This window comes from Eoetvoesiella caeni (genome assembly GCF_003315175.1).
Classification (GTDB): domain Bacteria; phylum Pseudomonadota; class Gammaproteobacteria; order Burkholderiales; family Burkholderiaceae_B; genus Eoetvoesia; species Eoetvoesia caeni.
Genome location: NZ_QNRQ01000003.1, coordinates 96,670 through 110,959 on the forward strand (window position 1 = coordinate 96,670; position 14,290 = coordinate 110,959).

At 58.6% G+C, this 14,290-nt stretch carries 12 protein-coding genes; 4 read left to right on the forward strand and 8 right to left on the reverse strand.

The window, feature by feature from the left end; genetic code table 11:
• Nucleotides 1-21 precede the first annotated feature (21 nt).
• The 6 genes from pheS to DFR37_RS07055 form a co-directional block, all read right to left on the reverse strand.
• Nucleotides 22-1,044, reverse strand: a complete 1,023-nt coding sequence (gene pheS, locus DFR37_RS07030; RefSeq protein WP_113932529.1) for a phenylalanine--tRNA ligase subunit alpha — start codon at nt 1,042-1,044, stop codon at nt 22-24.
• 110 nt (nt 1,045-1,154) lie between these two features.
• A complete protein-coding gene (gene rplT / locus DFR37_RS07035; protein ID WP_113932530.1) occupies nt 1,155-1,514 on the reverse strand; it encodes a 50S ribosomal protein L20 in 360 nt (119 codons plus the stop codon).
• Nucleotides 1,515-1,533: 19 nt separating this feature from the next.
• Nucleotides 1,534-1,731, reverse strand: coding sequence for a 50S ribosomal protein L35 (gene rpmI / locus DFR37_RS07040; protein WP_113932531.1), 198 nt, complete (start codon nt 1,729-1,731; stop codon nt 1,534-1,536).
• Nucleotides 1,732-1,956: 225 nt separating this feature from the next.
• The gene (locus DFR37_RS07045) at nt 1,957-3,357 is read right to left on the reverse strand and encodes a nucleobase:cation symporter-2 family protein (protein WP_242341761.1); all 1,401 of its coding nucleotides are present in this window, start codon (nt 3,355-3,357) and stop codon (nt 1,957-1,959) included.
• Between the two features lie 102 nt (nt 3,358-3,459).
• Nucleotides 3,460-4,524, reverse strand: coding sequence for a xylose isomerase (locus DFR37_RS07050; protein ID WP_242341760.1), 1,065 nt, complete (start codon nt 4,522-4,524; stop codon nt 3,460-3,462).
• Between the two features lie 12 nt (nt 4,525-4,536).
• On the reverse strand, nt 4,537-5,622 hold the full coding sequence (locus DFR37_RS07055) for an aromatic ring-hydroxylating dioxygenase subunit alpha (RefSeq protein ID WP_113932532.1): 1,086 nt from the start codon (nt 5,620-5,622) through the stop codon (nt 4,537-4,539).
• Between the two features lie 170 nt (nt 5,623-5,792).
• Here DFR37_RS07055 and DFR37_RS07060 point away from each other — a divergent pair, with 170 nt between their 5' ends.
• Nucleotides 5,793-6,701, forward strand: a complete 909-nt coding sequence (locus DFR37_RS07060; RefSeq protein WP_113932533.1) for a LysR family transcriptional regulator — start codon at nt 5,793-5,795, stop codon at nt 6,699-6,701.
• Nucleotides 6,702-6,706: 5 nt separating this feature from the next.
• Here DFR37_RS07060 and DFR37_RS07065 read toward each other — a convergent pair whose 3' ends face one another.
• Nucleotides 6,707-7,192: a MarR family winged helix-turn-helix transcriptional regulator gene (locus DFR37_RS07065; RefSeq protein ID WP_113932534.1), complete on the reverse strand. Its 486-nt coding sequence runs from the start codon at nt 7,190-7,192 to the stop codon at nt 6,707-6,709.
• Nucleotides 7,193-7,403: 211 nt separating this feature from the next.
• On the opposite strand from DFR37_RS07065, the gene DFR37_RS07070 reads away from it, so the two are divergent.
• On the forward strand, nt 7,404-8,765 hold the full coding sequence (locus DFR37_RS07070) for an MFS transporter (RefSeq protein WP_113932856.1): 1,362 nt from the start codon (nt 7,404-7,406) through the stop codon (nt 8,763-8,765).
• 21 nt (nt 8,766-8,786) lie between these two features.
• On the opposite strand, the gene DFR37_RS07075 is transcribed toward DFR37_RS07070, so the two are convergent.
• Nucleotides 8,787-10,310 carry a YifB family Mg chelatase-like AAA ATPase gene (locus DFR37_RS07075; protein WP_113932535.1) on the reverse strand — a complete coding sequence of 508 codons (1,524 nt, stop codon included), beginning with the start codon at nt 10,308-10,310 and terminating at the stop codon, nt 8,787-8,789.
• A 365-nt stretch (nt 10,311-10,675) separates the two neighbouring features.
• Here DFR37_RS07075 and DFR37_RS07085 point away from each other — a divergent pair, with 365 nt between their 5' ends.
• The gene (locus DFR37_RS07085; RefSeq protein ID WP_113932537.1) at nt 10,676-12,097 is read left to right on the forward strand and encodes an MFS transporter; all 1,422 of its coding nucleotides are present in this window, start codon (nt 10,676-10,678) and stop codon (nt 12,095-12,097) included.
• A gap of 101 nt (nt 12,098-12,198) precedes the next feature.
• Entirely contained in the window at nt 12,199-14,289 is a 2,091-nt protein-coding gene (locus DFR37_RS07090; protein WP_113932538.1) for a hydantoinase/oxoprolinase family protein, read from the forward strand.
• Nucleotide 14,290 lies beyond the last annotated feature (1 nt).

A 14,290-nucleotide genomic window follows, 5' to 3' on the forward strand; every position in this document is an offset into this window, starting at 1 on the left:
TTAACTGCGCAGGTAAAGGAATTAGCGATTGAACTGGCGTAAAAAGCGCAGATCGCCTTCGAAGAACTGGCGCAAATCGTTGACGCCATAACGCAACATGGCCAGGCGCTCCAGCCCCGAACCAAACGCAAACCCGATGTAACGCTCGGGGTCCAGGCCGAAATTGCGCACGACCTGGGGATGCACCTGGCCGGACCCCGAGATTTCCAGCCACCGGCCCTGGTTGGGGCCCGAGGTAAACATCATGTCGATTTCGGCCGACGGCTCGGTAAACGGGAAAAACGAAGGACGAAACCGGACGGACAGATCGTCGGTTTCAAAGAATGCCCGCAAGAAATTGCTGTACACGCCTTTGAGGTCGGCAAAAGAAATGTCTTCGGCGATCCACAGGCCTTCCACTTGATGGAACATGGGCGAATGCGTTGCATCGCTGTCGACGCGATAGGTGCGCCCTGGCGCTATGACTTTGATGGGCGGCTTGTGCATGCGCGCATAACGTACCTGCATGGGACTGGTATGCGTGCGCAGCAGCAAAGGCAAGCCCTGAGCATCCTTCATGTCGACATAAAAAGTGTCCTGCATGGAACGCGCCGGATGATTTTCCGGATTGTTCAAGGCGGTGAAATTGGTCCAGTCGTTCTCGATCTCGGGGCCGTCGGCCACATCGAAACCAATAGACTGGAAAATAGCCTCGACCCGTTGCCAAGTCTGGATTACCGGGTGGACGCCCCCGGCGCGGCGGCCGCGCCCAGGCAAGGAAACATCGATGGTCTCGGAAGCCAGACGCTTGTCCAGCTCGGCCTGGGCCAGTTCGGCGCGCCGGTCGTTGAGCAAGCCTTCGATTTGCTGCTTGAGCTGATTAATGCGTGCGCCTTCGGTGCGTTTGGTTTCGGGGTCCATCTGGGCCATGCCCTTGAGCATGGCGGTCAGGGCGCCCTGCTTGCCAAGAAACTTGGCTTTGGCGTTTTCCAACGCCGCCGCCTCGGTGGCTTGGGCAAACAGTTCTTTCGCCTGGAGAATCAGGCCGTCAACCGAAGAAGTCATGGATTAATCGCTTTTCCAAATGCAAACGGAGCCCGCAAAGAGCCCCGTTCGTAGCAAAACAGAACCGGAGCCATTGCCGGCCCCGGACACTGCAACCGATATATAACCGATTAGGCTGCCAAAGCAGCTTGCGCCTGTGCAACAACCGCTGCAAAACCAGCCTTGTCATGCACAGCCATATCGGCCAGTACCTTGCGGTCGAGCTCGATCGAGGCTTTTTTCGTACCGGCGATGAACACGCTGTACGAAACGCCCAGCTCGCGGCAAGCCGCGTTGATGCGAGTGATCCACAAAGCGCGGAAAGTGCGCTTCTTGTTGCGGCGGTCGCGGTAGGCGTATTGCCCTGCGCGCATGACCGCCTGTTTGGCGATGCGGAATACATTACCGCGGCGGCCGCGATAACCTTTTGCTGCTTTAATAACTTTTTTGTGACGGGCACGGGCAGTAACGCCGCGTTTTACGCGTGGCATAGTAGTGGATCTCCGTTAATCAAGCAAAAGGCAACATGGCCTTGACCGAAGCGACGTCCGACTTATGGACGGCCGCCGAACCGCGCAGCTGGCGCTTGTTCTTGGTGGTTTTTTTGGTGAGGATGTGACGCTTGAACGCCTGGCCCCGCTTGATCGACCCGCTACCACGGACCTGGAAGCGCTTGGCAGCGCCCCGCTTGGTTTTCATCTTAGGCATGATGTGACTTTGCTTTTAGCTATGTTCGATACGACGGCAGGTGATTTTCATGCAACGAAAATACTTGTACAACCAGCGCGTCGCTTATCAAAATGTATTAAGTACCTTGGCGCATTTCATTTTTCAATGTGTAAGGCAAAATACACTTCCCGCAATCAATAAATTACGAAAAGCCCCTGATTATATGACGATTTTGTCGTCCGTGTCCAGTGCCAAATTCAGCAACTACGACCCCACGCGCTGCGCAATGGCGTCGTCCGACAGTTTACCGTCATAGCCGTTCAGATATAAATTCAGCAGCAATGCGGTAAGCGCCGCCAGGACAATACCGCTGTGCGTAAACGGCGACAGCCACTGGGGCAGCCTGCTGAATACTCCTGGATTGACCATGGGAATCATGCCCATGACCATGCTGACCGCCACAATGAACAAATTATGGCGGCTGCTTTCTTTTGAATAGTTCACATCGGCCAGCACCTTGATGCCCGTGGCAACGACCATGCCGAACATGACGATGCCGGCGCCGCCCAGAACCGACTGGGGTATCAGCGCAAACACAATCGAAAGCTTGGGCAGCAACGCCAGCACAATCATGATCAGGCCGGCCGCCGCGCAGACCCAGCGGCTTTTGATTCCTGTCACCCCCACCAGCCCGACATTCTGCGAGTATGTGACATAGGGAAAGGTGTTGAAAATACCGCCGATGAACGTTGCCAGGCCATCGACCCGCAGACCCCTGGTAATGTCTTTGGCATTTACTTTCTTGCCGACCATTTCCGCGACGGCCAGCATCATGCCGGTGGTCTCGACCATCACCACGATCATGATGACCGACAAGGCAATAATAGGGCCGATGTCGAACTGCGGCACGCCAAAGTGCATGGGCGCGATGAATTCGAACCAATGGGCGTTGCTCATGCGCGAGAAGTCCACCTTGCCCAGAATCGCCGCCACGGCGAAGCCAATGCCGATGCCGATAAGCACGGCCACATTGCGCAAGAACCCGCTGGCGTATTTGGTTATGGTGATGATGGAAAGCAAGACAATAAGGCTGATGAGCAGATTGACCGGGTCGCCGACAGCCTGGCCCCTGCCCGCCACCCAATTCACCCCGACAGGAATCAGGTTAAGGCCGGTCACCGTGATGACGGTGCCCGTGACCACCGGCGGAAACAATTTGATCAAGCGCCCTACCAGGGGCGCCAGCAGCATCGTGATGAGGCCGGCGGCTATGATCGCCCCGAACATGCCAAGCAGGCCGGTCTCCGGGTTGCTGACCATGACCATCATGGGCGGCACGGCGGCAAAGGTACAGCCCATCATCAAAGGCAAGCGAATGCCGAACTTCCAGATGCCGACCGACTGAATAATGGAAGCAACGCCGCAGACGAACAAATCGGCGCTGATCAAAAAGCCGATTTCCTCCATCGAGAGCTTGGCCGCGCCGCCTATAAGTATGGGGACCGCAATAGCGCCGGCATACATGACCAGCACATGCTGCAGGCCGAAGAAAAACAGTTTATTGGCCGGCAGGACTTCGTCCACCGGCGCGACGGCCTGCTCGCGCTGGTTATCCGCCGACATCCTGGCGCGCTCCGCGCCGTCGATCGCTGCATCCATCTCCATGCTTACTCCTTAGAAGCATGCCGGCCTTGCTTTTATTTGAACCGGGCCGACGTTGTTGTCTCGTAATTTTTTCTTGTGCACCCCCGGCCGGCATCATGCCACTTAATCGACCGGTTGGGATTCTTTGAGGGCTTGCAGTTCCTTTTCGATTTGCGCCTGCGTCTCGCGAATAAAACGGCCCACGGCGACGCTACTTTCGTAAGTGTTGTAGTGCACGCCCAAACCGTAGTCGGGCAGATTGATGTAGTCCACAGTCATAAGCTGCAATGGGCTGTCGTCATGCGTCAGGTGGTAGCGCAACGTCTTGCGAATAAGCTCTTTGCTCGGCTCGAGCAAGTATTCATGCCATTCGTCGTACCACTCGCCCGGCCGCGGCCGCACAAACGGATACTGCACGCCGCGGCCCGGTTTACCGTCGTCGCCCTTGGCCCATATATTGACCGGCCCATTGGGCACGGCGGGCCGGTTCTGCTGCCACCAGACCATGTTCATTGAAAGCCATTCGTCGGCCAGATTGCCCTTCTCAAACGGATCCAGCACCACTTTTCCAGCCGCCACATCTTCGCGTATGCCGGAAATGTCCTGCTCGGACGGATTGCCTATCTTGAAGATGCAATGGCTGTAGTCCATTACAAAGTTGAACGGAACGCCCTGGGCGCGGATCTTGTTCGCCACGGGAGTCACCCGCCTGAAATCTTCCGACCACATCAGGATGTGCACTTCGAACCCGATTTCAATTCCATATTTGTGTCCCAGTTCGTATGAACGCAAATACAGATCGATCAGTTCCTCGTCGGTAACCACATGGCCTTTGGCATGGTGAGTAAGCACCATCATATTGTGATAGCGCACCCCGGTCGCGGCGCAATTGACCAAATGCCCTTCCAGGACTTTCAAGGGCTCGTCGCCGATGCGGTAAGTCCAGGCCGACCCCCAAACCGGAAAATCGTATTTTTCGACGGCCTTGATGTAGTCGTCGACTTTATCGGCCAGCGGCAGGCGGTCGAAAAAGTCGAACACCCCCGCCTCGACCACCATGCGAAACTGGGTGTCGACCGGCAGTTCCTGCAAAGACACCGGATTGCCCGGGGCCGAGTTCTGCACCCCCCGGCCAGCGCAACCCAGCTTGATGCGTTTATCAGCCAATTTGTTTGCTTTCATATCCATGCCTGGCTCCTGTTATGCAACTGCCGCCGCAGCCTTGACGCCTTGGGCCTGGCCACGCGCCTGATACTCTCGGATCAATTCCACATACCAGCGGCGATACGCCAGCGTTACGGCATCCGCGCCGCCGACCGGCAGCTCCAGACGGACTTCCTCCCCCACCATGGGCGCCAATTTAGGCTGCTGCGACTCGATGACCGGCTTGTCCTGCTCCAGCACTACTCGTTCGAAGTCCAGCAAGATGCCATCGTGTTCGGGTTCGACACCGAAGTCACGGCTGATCCACCAAAAACTGCGAGTCTTGGTGGCCGACACGGGCGACGCCGCCATCATCAGCACGTAGTGCTTGCCGTTCTCGAATGTACGGCGCAAATGCACGGCATGCGGCAGCATCACGCGATACGAGTTGGCCACAGCGATCCACTGGTCGCCTTCGATACCCAGCATCTTGCGTTTCTGGCCCACGCTGGGCTCTTTAATGTAGGGGCGTTCGAATCGCAGCACATGCTCTTCACGCCAGGGCTCGACAGTGTCGACTTCGGGACGCGAGCGGCTGCCTATGCTGCCGTCGTGCACAAAGGCAAAATGCGAAAAATCTACGAAATTCTCCAGGCGGCGCGGTGCGCTGGTTTCCCAGTCGTAAACCGGTCCCTGGATGTGACGGTAGCTAGGGTCGTCATACTCGGGAAAATCGGGTACGGGAAACCTCGGCTCGGACTCCAGGCAGACCCATACGATGCCTACGGACTCGCACACAGCGTATGCGGGAACGCTGGGCTTCATGGCCGCCACGAGTTCGTTGCGGGCCGGAATCTTCACGCAGCGGCCGGCGGCATCGTAGCGCCAGCCATGATAAGGACACTCAAGCACACCGTCCACGACCATGCCGTTGGACAGAGCCGCGCCGCGGTGCGCACAGCGATCGGCCAGGGCGGCGACCTTGCCTTCGATCCGGACAAGAACAATGGCCTGGTCGAGCAGCACGACTTGCATGGGGCTTTCGCCCACCTCGCTCGAATACGCCACCGGATGCCAGAACTGATGCATGGTTTTGTAGAGTGGGTGGTCGCTATAATCGCGCGCCGCGTTTTCCATCTTCATTCGTACCCCCTATTGGCAAATATCTTGATCAGGCATTCGATGCCGTAGCAGAAGTCGGCGGCATTCTGCCTTGTTTTGCTATTTAATCCGACGGCAACTTATCAGACAAATTGTTAATTTAGATGTATTCATAATATGATTCGATAAATTAACCAAACAGCACACCCATCATGGATCCAACGGTTCGCCAATTACGCGCTTTCCTGCATGTTGCTCAGACGGGCCAGTTCACGTTGGCCGCCCAGAAAATGCACATCACGCAGTCGGCGTTGAGCACTCTGATCAAAGAGCTGGAGAACAGCCTGAATGTGCGCCTGTTCGACCGCCACACCCGCATGGTCGAACTGACGGAAGCGGGAGCCCGCTTCTACGGCGAAGCCGACAAGACGCTTGGCACCCTGGACAACGCCATTGCGGAAATGCACGAACTGGCGTCCTTGCGCACCGGGCGCGTGCGCATTGTGGCTTCGACGGTGATTTCGTCGGGCCTGCTGTCCAAGACCTTCAAGAAATTCAAAGAGGCCCACCCCAACATGCAGTTCGTCCTGCACGACATCGCCGAAGAAGACATCATGCGCACCGTGCTGTCGGGCAATGTGGACTTCGGCATTGGCACCTCGAACGAGCTTGAACACGGGCTGGACGAAGACTGGCTTTTCGACGACCGGTTCATTGCCTTATTCCAGCATGATCATCCGCTGGCCCAGCGCGACGAAGTAAGCTGGAGCGACTTGCAGGGCTTGCCTTTTATCGCGCTGGCTGCGAAAAGCCCCATACGCAGGCTTATAGACAAGGCCCTGGCCGATCATGGCCTGGACCTGAATATTGTCAATGAAGTGTCGTTCGCCACGACCGTATTAAGCCTGGTCAGCGCCGGCCTGGGTGTAAGCGTACTGCCTATGAACAACCACCCTTCGCTGCCCGCTTTCAATCTACATGCCTGCCGCCTGGTAGACCCCATCATCACGCGCAAGATTTCCATCTTCACACCCAGCCACCGTTCGCTGTCGCCGGGCGCGGCGGCATTTGCGGAATTTCTGCATGCTTATATCAAGAGCAATGGCGAAAGCCTGGGCTAAGCTGGTCAGCGGGAGGCATGGCGCTCGTTTTTCGGGGCTCTGCTTAATTCGTTGTTGCCTTCGACCAACACACTAAGCATCCGTACGAATTCTTTGCGTTCGTTTTCCGGCAGTGGTTCAAGCATAAGACGCTGAGCATGCGAAACCGCGGGCAATATCCTTTCGAGCAGCTTGCCGCCAGCAGGCGTCACCCGCACATGCTTGACCCGGCGATCCGTCGCAGAGGCCTGGCGTTCGAGCAGCTTGCGCGCTTCCAGCCTGTCGATGACACCGGTCGTGGTCGAGGCATCCAGGCCCGCCGCACCCGCCAATGTGCGCTGGTCGATATCCGGATTGGCGGCCACGAAGCGCAGTGCGGCAAACTGCACGGGCGTAATGCCGAACTCTTCGGTTTCACGCAGGAATATAGCAACCGAAATCTGCTGCAGATGGCGAATGTAATAGCCCGGCAGACTATTTGCGTCTTCGAAAACCAGTTTGCTATTTTCCATGATCCTAGGGTTTTCCCTTATTCAGCCATGACTTGTTAGAAGTATACTTATAGTAAGCATACAAACTATCAGTACTCTGAATCAATCGGGGATAACCCGCGCGATGCACTTGCCTGCCCGTTGGGCCTATTCACCGCCCGACAGACCAAATTACCTTCCCATAGCGTCCCAGTTCATCGTTCGCTTTAAAAATCCGCTAATACTATCCATCATGCCAACATCACGTTTTATCGACGTCCAACACTTTATTGATGAAAAAAAGCTGTCAGGCTTTCAAATACTCACGCTCATACTGTGCTTCTTCATTGTTGCCGTCGACGGCTTCGATACAGCGGCAATAGGCTTCATTGCGCCCGCCATCCGTGCCGAATGGCAGCTGGACGCTGTTCACCTGGCGCCGGTCTTCGGTGCTGGCCTGGTGGGCCTGATGGGCGGCGCCCTGCTCTTCGGCCCTCTGGCCGACCGCTACGGGCGCAAACCGATCTTGATCGTGTGCGTCGCCTTCTTTGGCCTGATGACATTATTGTCGGCGTGGTCCACCAATGTGGAGATGTTGATCGCACTGCGATTCCTGACGGGCCTGGGCCTGGGCGGCGCCATGCCGACCGCCATTACTCTTAGCTCCGAGTACTCGCCGGCGCGGCACCGCTCGGTGCTCGTCACCACCATGTTCTGCGGCTTTACCCTGGGCTCGGCGCTAGGCGGAATCGCCGCCGCGCATATCGTGGCCAGCATGGGCTGGCACTACGTTTTGATCGCGGGCGGCATACTGCCGCTGGCGCTCGTCCCCGTCCTGGCCTTTGCCTTGCCGGAGTCCGCGCGCTACCTGGCAATCAAGCAAGGAGCCTCGCAGCGAATCACAAAGCTATTGCAGCGCATTGCGCCGCAAGAAGACCTGGCGAGCGCAACATTCACCGTCGCTGAAAAGCCCCAGACCGGATTCCCCGTCAAGCAATTGTTCAGCGCAAAACTGCGTGCCGGCACCGTGGCGCTATGGGTCGTCGTCTTCATGACGCTGCTGGTCATCTATCTGCTTTCGAGCTGGCTGCCCACTGTCATCAACAATACCGGGATGTCCCTGAAAAATGCCTCGCTGGTTACCGCCATGTTCCAGGTGGGCGGCACGCTGGGCGCCATCATTCTCGGACGCCTCATGGATCGCCACTCGCCGCAGCGAGTGCTGGCCATCACCTACCTGCTGGGCGCCGTCTTTACGGCCCTGATAGGAAGCAGCGCCGGCAACACAGCCATGCTGGTATTCGTCGTATTTGCCGCGGGCTTCTGCGTTTCGGGCGGGCAAGTCGGCACCAACGCACTGGCGGCCGCATTCTACCCCACAGCATCGCGCGCCACGGGCGTAAGCTGGTCCTTGGGCATCGGCCGGATTGGCTCCGTGCTGGGCTCTCTGGCCGGAGGCTGGATGCTGGCGCTGGGCTGGGGCATGTCCACCATGTTCATGGTCGTCGGCATTCCTTCGTTGATTGCGGCAGGCGCCATATCGCTGATGGCCCGCAAGCGCAAACAGCAACGCGGCAGCGACACAACGCAAGACGCCGCCTTGCAGCAAGCCTGATTCGTTGGGCACCCGCCGCGCTTACGGCGGGGTTCCCCAGGGTTGCCGATATTGGATGGCTTCGGCTATATGCGCCGAGCCTATCGCATCTAGCGCCGATAAATCGGCCAGTGTGCGCGCGACACGCAACACCCGGTGCACCACGCGCGCAGACCAGCTCCAGCGCAGCACGGCCTGGCGCAGCAAAGACTTCGCCTTGCCGTCCAGCACGCAAAAGCGCTCAAGGTCGGCCACGCTTAGCCTGGCATTGCTGCAGGCTTGCCTGGCCTGCTGCAGTTCGCGGCACAGGATGACTCTTGCCCGGACTGGCGCCGACGCTTCGCCGGGCGGATCGTCCATCCATTCAAGGCCGGCCGAAGGCAAGGCTATCTGCAAGTCCACACGATCCAGTAAAGGCCCCGACAAGCGATTGCGGTATCTTGCTATTTGCTCGGCGGTGCAGCGGCAAACCACCCGGGCATGGCCGAGCCAACCGCAGGGGCAAGGATTCATTGCGGCGATAAGTTGAAACGAAGCTGGAAACGTCATTGTGCGGGCAGCGCGGGCAATCGACACCGTGCCGGTTTCCAGCGGCTCGCGCAGCGATTCAAGCACCCGGCGGCCGAACTCAGGCAACTCGTCCAGAAAAAGTACGCCCCGATGAGCCAGGCTGATTTCTCCGGGGCGAGGAAGAATGCCCCCGCCAACCAGCGCCGGCATGGAGGCCGAATGATGCGGCGCCCGGAATGGCGGCGTACTGCTGATCAGGCACTGGGCTGTGCCGGCCGCGTTGTGCAAGGCCGCGACCTCAAGCGATTGTTCGGCGTCCAGGCCGGGCAGCAGGCCCGGCAAGCGATGCGCCAGCATGCTCTTGCCGGCACCCGGCGGGCCGGCCATAAGAAGGCTATGCCCGCCCGCCGCCGCAATTTCCAGGACCCGCCGCGCCACGGCCTGGCCCCGCACCTCGGACAAGCACAGGCCCGCCGCCCCATCGGCGGCTATCGGGCTGGCGCTGGCGACGGGCAAAGGCACTGAGCCCGTAAAATGCGCCACCACTTCGCACAGGCTTTGGGCGGCCAATACCGTCAAGCCATGGACATTGGCGGCAATGCCGGCGCTGGACGCCGGCAAGACCAGGGTGGATCCGGGGCGCGAGCGATGCACCGCCATTGCGATGGCCAAAGGCGCTTCTACCGGGGCCAGCGCGCCGGTCAGGGACAGCTCGCCCGCAAACACATACTGGCCAAGCCCGCTGACGGCTTCTCCGTTGGGCAATGCGACTTGCCCCGAAGCCAGCAGAATTCCCAAGGCTATCGGCAAATCGAAGCGCCCCGATTCTTTGGGCAGATCGGCCGGCGCCAAGTTTGCCGTGATGCGTCCCGCGGGAAATTCAAACCCGCTGCTGATGACGGCCGAACGCACGCGCTCGCGGCTTTCGCGCACGCCCGCGTCGGGCAGCCCCACCAAATGAAATGCCGGCAATCCGCTGCCCACATGCACCTCGACCCGCACCGCCAGGCCGTCCAGGCCGCACAAAGCCCGGCTTGCCAACACCGCCAGCGACATGGCTTTCCTCCAAGACAAAGCCCAGAACGGCAATAGAGGAAGTGTGCCTCACGGGATGGCATCCCGGCGCCGAAAAATGATAAAAACAACCTTGGCAGTTCTACGTACGCAGCGAAGAATTGGCCCTGGCGCTTCGGCCTGAACCTGCTCCAGGCGCCCCCGTGAACCGGAAAAGCGAATCTGTTCAATTTTCTTGCACTCATAAAAAAAAACTGATTTAATAAGTTCAGAAGTTCCCGTTTGACGTAGGCTGCATATAAAAGTGAAATATTTCACAAAAACGCAAACGCGTGCTTCGTAGTCCAAAAACAACCATAAAGTGAACAGATGCATAAAAGTGAAATATTTCACCAATTGGAGAGACAATGGAAAATACAATACCTGCGGAGATGGCCGAAGGCCTTGCCGCGACAGACTCGGACAGTGCCGGTATTGACCGGCGGGAAGCAGCTTTAGTATCGGCGCGGCTGGAGCGCCTGCCTTTTTCGAAGTGGCACGCCAAGGCGCTGGCCGTCGTGGCAACCGGACATGTGTTTGACGCCTTCGACGCCATAACGATTGCCTTCGTTCTGCCCGTCCTTGTCGTCCAGTGGCACATGACCCCCGGCGAGGTCGGGCTGCTGATATCCGCCGGCTATTTCGGACAGTTGATCGGCGCCTTGATGATGGGAGCCGCGGCCGAACGTTACGGCAGGATACCGACCTTCAGGGCCGCTCTTGTCATCATTGCGGTATTCAGCCTGGGGTCCGCATTTGCTTGGGGATTCACCATTTTCCTGATCCTGCGTTTTATTCAGGGCATTGGACTGGGCGGGGAAGTGCCGGTGGCGGCGACTTACTTGAACGAATTGAGCCCCGCCAAGAACAGAGGCCGCATCATCTTCACCTTGCAGTCCGGCTTCTCGTTCGGTGTATTGCTGACCTCGATCATTGCTGTGTGGGTGATTCCGGCTTTCGGGTGGCAGTCCATGTTCTTTATCGGCGCCTTGCCGATTGTGCTTGCGGCTTTGCTTCCCCGCCTTGCCCCCGAGTCGCCACGCTGGCTGGCCACCAATGGCCAGCTGCGCAAAGCCCAGGAAATCGTCACCGGCATGGAAAGCCACCTTTCCAGCCAGGCCAGGGCCGCCTTGCCGCCTTTGAATGTCGCCACGCCGCCGCTGCGCAAGCGCCCTTCCTTCAAGCATTTGTTTACCGACGGGCTGGCCCCACGGACCATCGGCGTATGGATACTTGCGTTCTGCACCTCGGTGACGGGCTATGGGCTGATAGTGTGGATGCCTACGCTGTACCGCACCGAATATCACATGCCTGTGGACGTCGCCCTGCGCTATGGCATGTTCAGCAATATTGCGGGCTTGGCGGCCATGGTCGCCGGCATTCTGTTGATCGACTATATCGGGCGCCGCATGACCTTCATGCTGGGATTCCTGGGCAGTGCGTTGCCGATGTTGTACCTGACTTATGCAGGCACAAGCCTTCCGGCGTTTGAAGTCATGATCTATGCGTCCATCGGCCTGTTCTTCATTACTTTCCTGCTTGCCGGCCTGTATGTATACGCCCCCGAAATCTATCCGACGCGCATTCGCGCCACCGGGGCGGGCGCGGCCAGCGCATCGCTGCGGGTCGGTTCGATCATCGGCCCCGTGGTGGTCGGCGCCCTGCTTACCAACGTCAGCATCAACTCCGTGTTCCTGCTCTTTGGCGGTACCGCCGTAGTGGGGCTGCTGGCTGTTGCTGTATTGGGCCTGGAAACAAAAGGCAAGGCCTTGGACGAGATTGCGTCATAGTCCTGCGAACCCTGTCGACCCCGAGCCTGCTTCGGCTCTGAAACAGACATTGAACACGTGCGAAGCCTTTGGCGCGTGATTCCATACTCAGCATGAGCACAATGAACGACAACACTTCAGTAGTTCAGAAACAGCGCCGCTTGCGGCTGGCCGTGGACATCGGCGGAACCTTCACCGATTTGGCCGCATTCGACGAAACCGGAAAGCAGCTGCTGTTCGGCAAGTCCTTGTCAACCCACGACAACCTTGTAACGGGTATTCAAGAGACCCTGGACATTGCCGGCGTTCAGTTCAGCGAGGCCGATCTCTTCCTGCATGGGTCGACCATAGCCATCAATACCCTGCTTGAGCGCAGCGGCGCCCACACCGCTCTCTTGGTGACCGAAGGTTTCCGGGACATTTATGAAATTGGCCGCATCAACCGGCCCGATGCCTACAACTTGTTCTTTTCCAAACACGAGCCGTTGATAAAACGTTCTTTACGTTTTGAAGTGAACGAGCGGCTGCTGGCGGACGGAAGCGTCCACAAGGAACTGGACGAGAACGCTGTCAGGGATGTCGCCGCCGGGCTGCGCGAACAGGGTGTAGAGGCCGTTGCCATAATCTTGCTGCATTCCTATAGCAACGACGCCCATGAGAAACGGGTAAAGGAAATCATCCGGGAAGAACTGCCCATGGCCTTTGTCAGCGCCTCGCACGAGCTGTCCAAGGAATACCGCGAGTTTGAGCGCGCATCGACCGTAGCGGCCAATGCCTACGTAGGACCCAAGGTCGCGAACTATCTCCAGTTGCTGGAATCGCACCTGGAGCAGAACGGATTTCCGGGAAACTTCTATGCCGTGCAATCAACCGGCGGCCTCTTTCCCGTCGAGGACGCCAAGCAGCACTGTGTGCGGATGCTGGAGTCCGGACCCGCCGCGGGCGTCATAGGCGCCCAGGCGGTATGCGCCCAGTTGGGCCTGACCCAGGCAATCGCCTTCGACATGGGCGGCACAACGGCCAAGGCCGGCGTCATCAGCAACGGAGCGCCGCTAACGACCAGCAACGCCTTGATCGGAGGCTATGCCAAGGCGCTACCCATCCAGATTCCCATGATCGACATATTCGAGGTGGGCACCGGCGGCGGCAGTATTGCCGTATTGAACGAAGGCGGCGCGCTGCGGGTTGGGCCGCGCAGCGCCGGATCGATGCCGGGTCCGGCATGCTATGGGCGCGGCGGCGACAAGCCGACAGTAACCGATGCCAACCTGTTGCTGGGACGACTGGACCCCGACTCGTTTCTGGGCGGCAGCATGAAGCTGGATGTCGGCGCGGCCGCCGATGCCGTCGACCGCCACCTTGCCGAACCGCTGCACCTCGACACCACGACAGCCGCCAACGGTGTCCTTCGAATCGCAGTCACAGCCATGTCATACGCCGTCAAGGGCGTAACGACCGAGCGTGGGCTGGATGCCGGCGCGTTCACAATGATTGTTTACGGCGGAGCAGGCCCATTGCACTCATCGGCCATAGCCCGCGAACTTGGCATACGCAGGGTCATCATCCCCTTCTCTCCCGGACACTTTTCCGCCTACGGCATGCTGTTCAGCGATCTGCGATACGACTATGTCCGCTCATGTTTCGAAGCCCTGACGCCGGGAGCTTTCGACGGCATTGAAACGCTGTACTCCGAAATGGAACAAACCGGGCGCAACGCGATTTCGAACTCGGCGATCCTGCCCCAATCTATCCAGATCAAGCGGTACGCAGACATGCGCTATGTCGGACAAGAGCATGCCGTTACGGTCGAGCTGGCCCAGCAGCATTTTGACCGGCGCGACGTCGACGCAGTGAAGCAGGCTTTTGATCAGGTGCACTTGCAGCGCTACGGCACTTGCGCCCCGAAAGAAGCCGCGCAGATCGTCAGCGTCAGAGTCTCGGTGGCGGGCCGTATGCCGAAGCCGCCGCAAGAGAAACAAACGCCGGATGCCAGCAGGAACGTTCGCCAAGCCGTCGCCCGCACGAAGAAAGTCTTTTTCGATCAAAAGGGATTCATCGACACACCCGTATATGACCGCCTGCTGCTGCAAAGCGGACATCAGATTTCCGGCCCCGCCCTGGTTGAAGAACATGCATCGACCACGGTCATATACCCGGGCGACAGCTTGCTGGTGGATGCCTTCGGCAATCTTGACATCACCATCGGAGAATAAT